Raw genomic sequence first — 12,369 nt, forward strand, 5'->3', positions numbered from 1 at the left:
GGCGCGGCCTGAGGAGAGAAGTGCATGACGCAAGTCACGGTGAAACAACTGGCCGATGAGGTCAAAACACCGGTAGAGCGCCTGTTGCAGCAGATGCGTGAGGCAGGTCTGCCGCACACCGCCGCCGAAGAACATGTGACTGACAGTGAGAAGCAATCTTTGCTGACTCACTTGAAAAGCAGCCACAAGGCGAAAGTGGAAGAACCACGCAAGATCACACTGCAGCGTAAAACCACCAGCACATTGCGTGTTGCTGGCAGCAAAAGCATCAGTGTTGAAGTACGTAAAAAGAAAGTTTTCGTACAGCGCAGCCCGGAAGAAATCGAAGCCGAGCGCAAACGCGAACTGGAAGAACGTCGCGCAGTAGAAAATGCTGCACGTCAGAAGGCTGAAGAAGAAGCCAAGCGTCGCGCCGAAGAAGAAGCACGTCGCCAGCCTGCTGCTGCGCAATCCGCTACTAACGACGCCGTTGCAGCGCCTGCTGCAGTTGCCGAGCCAGTACGTGAAAGCGCGCCGGTTGTGGCGGCTGCACCAGCACCGTCTGCCGACGTTCGTAACAAGCAGAACGAACAGCGCCGTCCGGACAAACCACGTGCCGACGATAACAGTCGTCGTGGCAGTGGCGATGGTGAGCGCAAAAACGCTCCGCATCGTGCTTCGGTCAAAGAGAAAGCGCCTGCTCCACGCGTTGCTCCACGTACTACCGACGAAGAAAGCGATGGCTTCCGTCGTGGTGGTCGCGGCAAGGCCAAGCTGAAGAAACGCAACGCTCACGGTTTCCAGAGCCCAACCGGCCCTGTAGTGCGCGAAGTGAAGATCGGCGAGACCATCACTGTTGGCGATCTTGCCCAGCAGATGTCGGTCAAGGCTGCTGAAATCATCAAGTTCATGTTCAAACTGGGTACTCCAGCGACCATCAACCAGGTACTGGATCAGGAAACTGCCCAACTGGTTGCCGAAGAGCTGGGCCACAAAGTGACCCTGGTCAGCGACACCGCCCTGGAAGATTCCCTGGCCGAGTCCCTGAAGTTTGAAGGTGAAGCGTTCTCCCGTGCACCGGTTGTGACCGTAATGGGCCACGTCGACCACGGTAAGACCTCGCTGCTCGACTATATCCGTCGTGCCAAGGTAGCTGCTGGCGAAGCCGGTGGTATCACCCAGCACATCGGTGCGTACCACGTTGAAACCGAACGCGGCATGGTCACCTTCCTCGACACCCCTGGTCACGCCGCGTTTACCGCCATGCGTGCCCGTGGTGCCAAGGCGACCGACATCGTGATCCTGGTGGTTGCAGCGGACGACGGCGTAATGCCGCAGACCGTTGAAGCCGTTCAGCACGCCAAGGCCGCTGGTGTTCCACTGGTTGTTGCGGTGAACAAAATCGACAAGCCGGGCGCTGATCTCGATCGCATCCGTAGCGAACTGTCGGTTCACGGCGTGACTTCGGAAGAGTGGGGCGGCGACACCCCGTTCGTATCGGTTTCGGCGAAAGTCGGTACTGGCGTGGACGAGTTGCTCGAAGCTGTTCTGCTGCAAGCTGAAGTTCTGGAACTGAAAGCGACTCCTTCGGCTCCTGGCCGTGGCGTCGTGGTTGAATCGCGTCTCGACAAAGGTCGTGGCCCGGTTGCTACCGTTCTGGTTCAAGACGGTACCCTGCGCCAAGGCGACATGGTGCTGGTCGGTTCGAACTATGGCCGCGTTCGCGCCATGCTCGACGAGAACGGCAAGCCAATCAAGGAAGCCGGTCCTTCCATCCCTGTCGAGATTCTCGGCCTGGACGGTACCCCGGACGCTGGCGACGAGATGAGCGTAGTTGCTGACGAGAAGAAAGCCCGTGAAGTGGCTCTGTTCCGTCAAGGCAAGTTCCGCGAAGTCAAACTGGCCCGTGCTCACGCTGGCAAGCTTGAAAACATCTTCGAGAACATGGGTCAGGAAGAGAAGAAGACGCTCAACATCGTCCTCAAATCCGACGTCCGTGGTTCGCTGGAAGCGTTGAACGGTGCCTTGAACGGCCTGGGTAACGACGAAGTGCAAGTGCGTGTTGTCGGTGGCGGTGTCGGTGGTATCACCGAATCCGACGCCAACCTGGCACTGGCCTCCAACGCTGTACTGTTCGGCTTCAACGTGCGTGCCGATGCTGGCGCTCGCAAGATCGTCGAGCAGGAAGGTCTGGATATGCGTTACTACAACGTGATCTACGACATCATCGAAGACGTCAAGAAAGCCCTCACCGGTATGCTGGGCAGCGATGTTCGCGAGAACATCCTGGGTACCGCTGAAGTGCGTGACGTGTTCCGTTCGCCGAAGTTTGGCGCGATCGCCGGTTGCATGGTTATCGAAGGTGTTGTTCACCGTAACCGTCCAATCCGTGTACTGCGTGAAGACATCGTTATCTTCGAAGGCGAGCTGGAATCCCTGCGCCGCTTCAAGGATGACGCTTCCGAAGTACGTGCCGGCATGGAATGCGGTATCGGCGTGAAGAGCTACAACGACGTCAAAGTCGGTGACAAGATCGAAGTCTTCGAGAAGGTTCAGGTTGCTCGCAGCCTCTAACTCGCGCACTTCAAGGGCCACGATGAGCCGCCGCATGCAGATGCACGGCGCATCGTCAGGACTCTAAACGCAACGCCCGGTCTGGCTTTTGTCAGGCCGGGCGTTTGCCGCTTTCAGACCCTTCGGGTTTCACCGTGGGGCAGTAACAGGTAACAAGACATGGCAAAAGAATACAGCCGTACCCAACGTATCGGCGATCAGATGCAGCGTGAGCTGGCACAGCTGATCCGTCGTGAAGTCAAAGACCCGCGCGTCGGCCTGGTCACCATTACCGCTGTTGAAGTCAGCCGTGACGTCGGTCACGCCAAGATCTTCATCACGGTGATGGGGCAGGACAACGCCGAAGACATCGCGCAAAGCATCAAGGTGCTCAACTCCGCCGCCGGTTTCCTGCGCATGCAGTTGGCTCGCGAAATGAAGTTGCGCAGCGTTCCGCAGTTGCACTTCCACTACGACGAAAGCGTCGTGCGTGGTGCTCATCTGTCGGCATTGATCGAACGTGCGGTCGCTGAAGACAATCAGCATCCGGTTGCGGCAGAAGCCGAAGACACCAAGGAGTAATCGGTGGCTCAGGTCAAACGTATCCGTCGTAACGTCAGCGGCATCATCCTGCTCGACAAGCCTTTGGGGTTCACCTCCAATGCGGCGTTGCAGAAGGTTCGCTGGCTGCTGAACGCCGAGAAGGCCGGGCACACTGGCAGTCTCGACCCGCTGGCCACCGGCGTGTTGCCGTTGTGCTTCGGTGAGGCCACCAAGTTTTCGCAATACCTGCTCGATTCCGACAAGGGTTACGAAACCCTGGCGCAACTGGGCAAGACCACCACCACGGCCGATGCCGAAGGTGAAGTTTTGCTGGAGCGCCCGGTGACCGTTGGTCGCGCCGATGTCGAAGCGGTACTGCCGAAATTTCGTGGGCAAATCAGCCAGATACCGCCCATGTACTCGGCGCTCAAGCGTGATGGCCAGCCGTTGTACAAGCTGGCCCGGGCAGGTGAAGTAGTGGAGCGTGAACCGCGTTCTGTTACTATTACGCGCTTGGAATTACTGGCCTTTGAAGGTGATACTGCGCGGCTTGCAGTGGATTGCACCAAAGGCACCTATATCCGCACCCTGGTGGAGGATATCGGTGAGCAACTCGGTTGTGGCGCATACGTTGCAGAACTGCGACGTACCCAGGCCGGGCCCTTCACGCTGGCACAGACAGTCACGCTGGAAGAGTTGGAAGCGGTACATGCCGAAGGCGGCAACGAAGCGGTCGACCGCTTTTTGATGCCCTCGGACAGCGGCCTGCTGGATTGGCCACTGTTGCAGTTCTCGGAGCACAGCTCGTTCTACTGGCTTAACGGCCAACCGGTACGAGCCCCGGATGCACCGAAGTTCGGCATGGTGCGGGTACAGGATCACAATGGCCGCTTCATCGGTATCGGTGAAGTGAGCGAAGACGGGCGCATCGCGCCACGTCGACTGATTCGGTCAGAATGACCGGACGAGGGTGGCTGTTAACAGGCACGGTCACTACTCATTTTTAGATACAGGGATTTGTCCCTGGCCTGTTGAAACTGTTTCTTTGAAACAGTTTCCTGATAAAAGGATTGCCTCATGGCTCTCGACGTTCAAGAAAAAGCTCAAATCGTAGCTGACTACCAGCAAGCTGTTGGTGACACTGGTTCGCCAGAAGTGCAAGTTGCACTGCTGACCCACAACATCAACAAGCTGCAAGGTCACTTCAAGGCCAACGGTAAAGATCACCACTCCCGTCGTGGTCTGATCCGCATGGTAAACCAGCGTCGTAAGCTGCTGGACTACCTGAAAGGCAAGGATCTGGGCCGTTACCAGGCTCTGATCGGTCGCCTGGGTCTGCGTCGCTAATAAGCGATTGCGCTAGAGGTTGGTTGTCTGTCGTACGTCAGTGGGTTTCCCGCTGGCGCATGGCAGGCTCCCAGCCTCAAGTTTTATCTGGATACCTGCTTTACCTGGACAATGACAGTCGGGCCGATACCCGGCGTTGCCCAAGAATTTCGCAAGAAGACAAGTTCCCCAAGAGCCACAAAAGAAGGTAGGACACCGTGAACCCGGTAATCAAAAAATTCCAGTTCGGTCAGTCGACCGTTACCCTCGAGACTGGCCGTATCGCCCGTCAGGCCTCCGGCGCAGTATTGGTCACCGTTGACGACGACGTCAGCGTGTTGGTGACTGTGGTCGGCGCCAAGCAAGCCGATCCAGGCAAGGGCTTCTTCCCTCTGTCTGTTCACTACCAGGAAAAAACTTACGCTGCCGGTAAGATCCCTGGCGGTTTCTTCAAGCGTGAAGGCCGTCCTTCCGAGAAAGAAACCCTGACTTCCCGACTGATCGACCGTCCGATCCGTCCGCTGTTCCCAGAAGGCTTCATGAACGAAGTGCAGGTTGTCTGCACCGTCGTTTCCACCAGCAAGAAGACCGATCCGGACATCGCTGCGATGATCGGTACCTCGGCTGCGCTGGCCATCTCCGGCATTCCTTTCGATGGCCCGATCGGCGCTGCCCGCGTTGCGTTCCACGAAAGCACCGGCTACCTGCTGAACCCGACTTACGAACAACTGAAAGCTTCGAGCCTGGACATGGTCGTTGCCGGTACTTCGGAAGCCGTGTTGATGGTTGAATCGGAAGCCAAAGAGCTGACCGAAGACCAGATGCTGGGCGCGGTACTGTTTGCTCACGACGAGTTCCAGGTGGTGATCAACGCCGTTAAAGAACTGGCCGCTGAAGCTGCCAAGCCGACCTGGACCTGGGCTCCACAGCCAGAAGCCACTGCTCTGCTGGGCGCTATCCGTGCCGAGTTCGGCGACGCGATCTCCCAGGCCTACACCATCACCATCAAGGCCGACCGTTACGCTCGTCTGGGCGAACTGAAAGACCAGGTGGTTGCCAAGCTGTCCGGCGAAGAAGGCCAACCGACTTCCGCTGAAGTCAAAGCGGCTTTCGGCGAAATCGAATACCGCACCGTTCGCGAAAACATCGTTAACGGCAAGCCACGTATCGACGGTCGCGACACCAAGACCGTACGTCCGCTGAACATCGAAGTCGGCGTTCTGCCGAAGACCCACGGTTCGGCTCTGTTCACCCGTGGCGAAACCCAGGCTCTGGTAGTTGCAACACTGGGCACCGCCCGTGACGCACAACTGCTGGATACCCTGGAAGGCGAGAAAAAAGACCCGTTCATGCTGCACTACAACTTCCCTCCGTTCTCGGTAGGTGAGTGTGGTCGCATGGGTGGCGCCGGTCGTCGCGAAATCGGTCACGGCCGTCTGGCTCGTCGTTCGGTTCAGGCCATGCTGCCTGCTGCCGACGTGTTCCCGTACACCATCCGTGTTGTGTCGGAAATCACCGAGTCCAACGGTTCGAGCTCCATGGCTTCGGTCTGCGGCGCTTCCCTGGCTCTGATGGATGCCGGCGTTCCGATGAAGGCACCGGTTGCCGGTATCGCCATGGGTCTGGTTAAAGAAGGCGAGAAATTCGCCGTCCTGACCGACATCCTGGGTGACGAAGACCACTTGGGCGACATGGACTTCAAAGTAGCCGGTACCGCCAAAGGCGTGACCGCGTTGCAGATGGACATCAAGATCAAGGGCATCACCGAAGAAATCATGGAGATCGCTCTGGGCCAAGCCCTGGAAGCGCGCCTGAACATCCTCGGTCAGATGAACCAGATCATTGGCCAGTCGCGTACCGAGCTGTCGGAAAACGCTCCGACCATGATCGCGATGAAAATCGACACCGACAAAATCCGTGATGTCATCGGTAAAGGCGGCGCGACCATTCGTGCGATCTGTGAAGAGACCAAGGCTTCGATCGACATCGAAGACGACGGCTCGATCAAGATCTTCGGCGAAACCAAAGAAGCTGCTGAAGCTGCACGTCAGCGCGTTCTGGGCATCACCGCAGAAGCTGAAATCGGCAAGATCTACGTTGGTAAGGTTGAGCGCATCGTCGACTTCGGCGCATTCGTCAACATCCTGCCGGGCAAGGACGGTCTGGTTCACATCTCGATGCTGAGCGACGCTCGCGTAGAAAAAGTGACCGACATCCTCAAAGAAGGCCAGGAAGTGGAAGTACTGGTACTGGACGTGGACAACCGCGGCCGTATCAAGCTGTCCATCAAAGACGTAGCAGCAGCCAAGGCTTCGGGCGTTTAATCACTCCCCACGCCTGACCGCTTCAACGTTGTAAAAAATGCCCTGCAGTGAAAGCTGCGGGGCATTTTTTTGCCTGCAAAAAAATGAGACGAGCCATGAAGTTGCCTGACCCCAAAGTCAGTGCTAGGTTTAGCCCACTGCCCGTGTAGCTCAGTTGGTAGAGCAGCGCACTCGTAACGCGAAGGTCGCAGGTTCGATTCCTGTCTCGGGCACGAGCGACACGTTGTTTTCAGATGATCCCGAATGGTTCTGAAGGCCAGACAAACCGGGCTTCAAACGGTTTTTTTGCGTCAGAGAGATCCTTGATGATCCAGATCCATCTTCCATTCCTCAGATCAAAGAGAACGCCATGACCGTTAAAGAATTGACCCAAGAAGCCAGACACGAAAAAGCGCTGGAGAAGTATTTGGCGGAGTCGCCTCAGCTAGCCGAAGAGATCAAGGACTTGCCCGCTGACGATCAGAAAGACCAGATCCAGTGGGCGTTCGAGGATGAGGCAGAGTCCCAGGGCTTGCAGCCGTGGGAGCTGACGCTCAAGTACACCTCAACCCCTGAAGAGTTCGAGGCTGCGCGCCTTGTTCTGCACAAGGAGGCTGCCGAGGTGTTGGGTGTCGAGTGGGAAGAGTACTGCGAGATGAATAATCTGGTGGTCTGACAAAAACGCCAGCCTCACGAGGCTGGCGTTTTTCATTCACACAGGCGTTATCAAAGGCTCAGGCGCATCGACAGATCGACAGCTTTCACATCCTTGGTCATCGCACCAATCGAGATGTAATCCACCCCGGTTTCGGCGATCGGTAGCAGCGTGCTTTCGTTGATGCCGCCGCTGGCCTCCAGTTTCGCCTGGCCTGCGTTCAGACGCACGGCTTCGCGCATGTCATCCAGACTCAGTTCATCGAGCATGATGATGTCGGCACCAGCCGCCAGGGCTTCCTTCAGCTCTTCCAGGCTTTCCACTTCGATCTCCACCGGTTTGCCCGGGGCAATCTTGTGCGCGGCCTTGATGGCCTCCGGGATGCCACCGCAGGCGGCAATATGGTTTTCCTTGATCAGGAAGGCGTCGTACAGGCCGATGCGGTGGTTGTGGCACCCGCCGCAGGTCACGGCGTATTTCTGCGCCAGACGCAGCCCCGGCAAGGTTTTACGGGTGTCGAGCAACTTCACCTGAGTCTCGGCAACGTAATCCGCCAGGTATTGCGCGCGCGTGGCCACGCCAGACAGCAACTGCAGGAAGTTCAGTGCACTGCGTTCGCCCGTCAATAGCGAACGCGCCGGGCCCTCCAGGTGGAACAGCGCCTGATTGGGTTTCACCCGCTCGCCATCACGCACCTGCCAGTGCACCGCAACACGTGGGTCCAGCTGCCGAAACACGGCATCAACCCAGGCTGTGCCGCAGATGACGGCAGCGTCGCGGGTGATGATCGTGGCTTTGGCCAGGCGTTCGGCCGGGATCAGCTGTGCGGTGATGTCGCCGCTGCCGATGTCTTCGAGCAACGCACGGCGCACGTTGGCTTCGATTTCGGCGGTCAAATCGGCGAGACGTAGATTCGGCATAACGGACTCCACAAACAAAGTGGCCCGATTATAGGGCCATGGTGCTGGGCAACCCAAGGCATCAGAGGCGTTCCCATCGCTCTGAAACCTGCATTTGGTCGATTCGCCTGAGCAATCGGTACTAAGTCAGCGTCTGCCGCGAGCGTCTATTTCAAAAGGAAACGCAGAGTCTGCTGGTAGAGAAGACATCTTTTGCAAGATAATCCGCCTTGCTTTTGACGTCATGGCTTTGACGTGATTGACGACTTTGAAGACTCACCGTTTCAGGAGGGCTGAATGCACAACGACGGGAATGTAGTGCCTTTGCACAAGGTCGCTACCGACCAGGCGACTCACTCGCCGCTCGCCCGCCTGCCTGTGATTCTGCTTCAGGTTCGCGACAAGGCCGCACAACAGCTCAGGCATGGTTTGCAGGAACTGTTCGATAACGCCGACGACACGCTGTTCGAAATGGCCGACCGGGCCCGCGATGACGTCGAACAGAACCTGTTCTTCGAAGCCATGCGCGACTTGCGCCTTAAACGCAAAAACATCGAACGCGGCTTTCTCGAACAATTCTTCGAGGCTTTTGTCAGCCTCACCCGGTACGACAGCACTCAATCTGCCTTGCCCCAGTCGCTGGCCTTCGATGCCTCGGTGGCACTGCCCGATGACGACGTGGAGCGCAGGGTGGCAGTGGAGGCAATGGTCAGCAAAGTGCTGAGCCGCGACGGTTTCGCCCTGGGCCAATTGACCGCCCGCTTCAGCGCACTGTTGGGGAGGGAGTTGCTCGATCAGCACAATCCCATGGCGCCGTCGATGCTCTGCGAGTACTTTTTGCAGGCCGGGCGCAACCTGGGAGTGGAGATCAAGGTCAAGCTGATCATCCTCAAACTGTTCGACCGCTATGTGCTCAGGGATGCCAATCAGCTTTACGCCGAAGCCAATCAGTTGCTGCTCGCCACCGGTGTTCTGCCTGAGCTCAAGCCTGCGCCTGCGCGCCGGGTCAAGGAGCGTGCGGCAGCCGACGTTGATACTGAACCGGCTCACGCCAACACTCGCGCCAGTGGCCCGCCGACCGACGACAGCGTGCAGGAAGTCTTCGCGGCGTTGCAGGAGTTGCTGCTTAACGTGCGTGGCAGTGTCGCGCCCACGCTTGAAGCCAGCGCCCAGACACAGCCGATTACCACCCGTGACCTGATGCGCCTGCTCTCGCACCTGCAGCAATACGTGCCGGCGCCGGAAGCCCAGGACGACTTCGATCTGCGAAACCAGCTCGAAGAGCTGCTGACCCGGGTCAGCGTCAAAAGTGGCAAGTCACGCGTGGTCGGGGTGGCCGACGAAGACGTGATCAACCTGATTGCCATGCTCTTCGAATGCATCCTCGATGACCGCAACCTGCCGGATTCGCTCAAGGCGTTGATCGGCCGTTTGCAGATTCCGATGCTGAAAGTGGCGGTGCTCGACAAGAGCTTCTTCAGCCGCAGCAGTCACCCGGCCCGACGCCTGCTCAATGAAATCGCCACCGCCGCCATGGGTTGGGGGGAGTGCGATGACCATGAGCGCGACAGCCTGTATCTGCGCATCGAACAGGTGGTGCAACGCTTGCTCAACGATTTTGTCGATGATCCGGCGGTCTTCTCCGAATTGCTCGCGGATTTTCTCGCCTTCACCAGCGATGAACGCCGTCGCAGTGAGCTGCTCGAGCAACGCACCCGCGACGCCGAAGAAGGCCGCGCCAGGACTGAACTGGCCCGCCAGCGCGTCGAACAGGTGCTGAATCAGGCCTTGTTGGGCAAAGTATTGCCGCAGCGGGTGGTGGCGTTTGTCCAGGAAGCGTGGAGCCAGGTGTTGCTGCTGACGTGCCTCAAGCACGGCGATCAGGCGGCCGAATGGCACGCCGATGTGCAGACCATGGAGCAATTGATCTGGAGCGTGCAGCGTCATGACGAGCCCGATGCGAGCCAGCGTTTGTTGGCGCTGGTGCCTGGGTTGCTCAAATCGTTGCGCGACGGGCTGAGCCGTTCGGCCTTCGATCCGTTCGCCACCAGCGAATTTTTCAGTGAGCTGGAAGCCTTGCACGTTCAGCTGTTCGAACGTCCAGGGCCAAAGCTTGCACAGTCTGTCGATACGCCGGTAATGGTCGAAGTGCAGCAGGAAGTCGTCCTGCGAACCGCCGACGAAGGGCCGGTCGATACGGCGTCAGTGCGCTTGCCGGAAGACGATGCCGGCCTGCTTCAGGTCGATCAACTGCGGTTGGGGGGCTGGGTCGAGTTTCAGGAAGACGAGGAAAACACCCTTCGCTGCAAACTGGCGGCGATCATTGAAGCCACCGGCAAATACATTTTCGTCAACCGCACCGGGATGAAAGTGCTGGAACGCAGCCGCACCGGCCTGGCGCTGGAATTCCGTCGTGGCGCGGTGCGCACACTGGACGACACTTTGCTGTTCGACCGGGCGCTGGAGTCGGTGATTGGCAACCTGCGGCGCCTCAATCGCGGCAAGTGATCGCGCCCGGAGGGGCTATCGCGGCATACTGGGCGCCAACACAGTCGTCGTTGAAGGAACCTGTATGCAGTTGGACCCCGCGAGCGGTTGGTGTCAGGGCGTAGATATTTGCCCATCGCCCAACTTCAATGCGCGCCCCTCGGATGAAATTTCCCTGCTGGTGATCCACAACATCAGCCTGCCGCCTGCGCAATTCGCCACCGGCAAGGTGCAGGCGTTTTTCCAGAATCGTCTGGATGTCACGGAACATCCCTACTTTGAAGGGATCGCCGACCTGCGTGTATCTGCGCACTTTCTGATCGAACGTGACGGCACCGTCACTCAGTTTGTCTCTTGTCTTGAGCGTGCCTGGCATGCCGGCGTCTCGAGTTTCGAAGGACGGGAAACCTGTAACGATTTTTCCGTGGGCATTGAACTTGAAGGCACGGATGATTTGCCGTTCACCGATGCCCAGTATCAAGCGTTGACGACCCTGACCCGGCAGCTGCAAAGCACGTTCACGGCCATCACCGCAGAGCGCATTTGCGGGCATAGCGACATTGCACCGGGGCGTAAAACCGATCCCGGGCCTGCATTCGACTGGGCACGCTATCGCGCCGCCCTGGCAAAAGAGGAACAACAATGAGTTTTCTGGTGTTGCTGTTGGCGGTCTGGATCGAGAAATTCTCGGCCCTGCGTCATCGGATTCAGCGCGATGGTGGATGGGTTCGCGAGCTGAACAAGCTTGAGGTCAGTCCGCGTCTGGCAAAAAGTCCGTGGCTGATCCTGGTGATACTGGTGTTGTTGCCAGTGGCATTGCTGGGTTTGCTGCTACTGGTTCTGGACCCGGTGGCTTACGGTCTGCTGGCGTTGCCGGTGCACCTGCTGGTGGTGATTTACAGTCTGGGCCGGGGTGATCTGCTGGCCGGTCTGGGGCCGTTTCGCGATGCCTGGCGCCGGGAAGACCTGCAAGCGGCCGCTCATGTAGCGGACCGTGATGTGGGTATCTGCGCCGATAGCGGCGAACAATTGCTGGAACGGGTCGAAGGGCATTTGCTGTGGGAGGCTTATCAGGGCTTTTTCGCGGTGATTTTCTGGTACTTCCTGCTGGGGCCGGTCGCAGCCCTGAGCTATCGACTGCTGGCCCTGGCCGAAGAACACGGGCAGACCCCGGCCGTGGTCGAGCGCGCCGCAAAACTGCGTCATGCGTTCGACTGGGTGCCGGTGCGTCTGCTGGCGGCGAGTTTTGCGTTGGTCGGCAACTTTGTCGCAGTCGGCCGGGTAATGTTGAACGAGCTGCTGAATTGGAACATCAGCGCCGCCCAATTGATCGAGAAGGTGGGCTTGGTGGCCGGTGAAATTCCGGCGCCAATGGTCGGGCCTGACGGCATCAACAGCCTCGACCGGATCTGGGAACTGCTGCTGCGCGCGGCAGTGCTCTGGTACGCCGGTTTCGCGCTGTGGACCGTTCTTGCTTAGTTCTGGAGTGGACTCCGTTGTGGTGAGGGGGCTTGCCCCCGTTGGGTCGCGAAGCGGCCCCTAGCATTTTTCCAGTCAAACTGTGCAATCAGGTTCTGCGACTGCTTCGCAGCCGAACGGGGGCAAGCCCCCTCGCCACAGGGGT

Annotated in this window: 10 protein-coding genes and 1 tRNA gene; 10 read left to right on the forward strand and 1 reads right to left on the reverse strand. The window is 58.5% G+C overall.

All coding sequences use genetic code 11. The features are described 5' to 3' along the window. Positions 1–24 precede the first annotated feature (24 nt). The 7 genes from infB to BLW70_RS09170 all read left to right on the forward strand — a co-directional run bounded on the left by infB (position 25) and on the right by BLW70_RS09170 (position 7,380). Positions 25–2,553 (forward strand): translation initiation factor IF-2, encoded by a 2,529-nt coding sequence (gene infB / locus BLW70_RS09140; RefSeq protein ID WP_033058116.1) that lies wholly within the window; start codon positions 25–27, stop codon positions 2,551–2,553. A gap of 159 nt (positions 2,554–2,712) precedes the next feature. Beyond that, positions 2,713–3,114, forward strand: a complete 402-nt coding sequence (rbfA, locus tag BLW70_RS09145; RefSeq protein WP_008149016.1) for a 30S ribosome-binding factor RbfA — start codon at positions 2,713–2,715, stop codon at positions 3,112–3,114. 3 nt (positions 3,115–3,117) lie between these two features. Beyond that, positions 3,118–4,035 carry a tRNA pseudouridine(55) synthase TruB gene (gene truB / locus BLW70_RS09150; protein ID WP_074873678.1) on the forward strand — a complete coding sequence of 306 codons (918 nt, stop codon included), beginning with the start codon at positions 3,118–3,120 and terminating at the stop codon, positions 4,033–4,035. 117 nt (positions 4,036–4,152) lie between these two features. Next, complete coding sequence (gene rpsO / locus BLW70_RS09155; RefSeq protein ID WP_003176135.1) at positions 4,153–4,422, forward strand: 30S ribosomal protein S15; 270 nt, start codon at positions 4,153–4,155, stop codon at positions 4,420–4,422. Positions 4,423–4,619: 197 nt separating this feature from the next. Then, entirely contained in the window at positions 4,620–6,725 is a 2,106-nt protein-coding gene (gene pnp, locus BLW70_RS09160) for a polyribonucleotide nucleotidyltransferase (RefSeq protein WP_008005453.1), read from the forward strand. Positions 6,726–6,864: 139 nt separating this feature from the next. Then, positions 6,865–6,937, forward strand: a tRNA-Thr gene (locus BLW70_RS09165). A gap of 137 nt (positions 6,938–7,074) precedes the next feature. After that, on the forward strand, positions 7,075–7,380 hold the full coding sequence (locus BLW70_RS09170) for a DUF6388 family protein (protein WP_074873679.1): 306 nt from the start codon (positions 7,075–7,077) through the stop codon (positions 7,378–7,380). A gap of 50 nt (positions 7,381–7,430) precedes the next feature. Here BLW70_RS09170 and nadC read toward each other — a convergent pair whose 3' ends face one another. Beyond that, on the reverse strand, positions 7,431–8,279 hold the full coding sequence (gene nadC / locus BLW70_RS09175) for a carboxylating nicotinate-nucleotide diphosphorylase (RefSeq protein ID WP_074873682.1): 849 nt from the start codon (positions 8,277–8,279) through the stop codon (positions 7,431–7,433). A gap of 276 nt (positions 8,280–8,555) precedes the next feature. Between nadC and BLW70_RS09180 the strand changes: the two genes are divergently transcribed. The 3 genes from BLW70_RS09180 (at position 8,556) to ampE (ending at position 12,224) form a co-directional block, all read left to right on the forward strand. After that, entirely contained in the window at positions 8,556–10,766 is a 2,211-nt protein-coding gene (locus BLW70_RS09180) for a DUF1631 domain-containing protein (protein WP_074873684.1), read from the forward strand. Between the two features lie 64 nt (positions 10,767–10,830). After that, the gene (gene ampD, locus BLW70_RS09185; protein ID WP_074873686.1) at positions 10,831–11,391 is read left to right on the forward strand and encodes a 1,6-anhydro-N-acetylmuramyl-L-alanine amidase AmpD; all 561 of its coding nucleotides are present in this window, start codon (positions 10,831–10,833) and stop codon (positions 11,389–11,391) included. Next, on the forward strand, positions 11,388–12,224 hold the full coding sequence (ampE, locus tag BLW70_RS09190; protein ID WP_074873688.1) for a regulatory signaling modulator protein AmpE: 837 nt from the start codon (positions 11,388–11,390) through the stop codon (positions 12,222–12,224). The genes ampD and ampE overlap by 4 nt, the downstream gene beginning before the upstream one ends. Positions 12,225–12,369 lie beyond the last annotated feature (145 nt).

It is taken from the genome of Pseudomonas frederiksbergensis (assembly GCF_900105495.1).
Classification (GTDB): domain Bacteria; phylum Pseudomonadota; class Gammaproteobacteria; order Pseudomonadales; family Pseudomonadaceae; genus Aquipseudomonas; species Aquipseudomonas frederiksbergensis.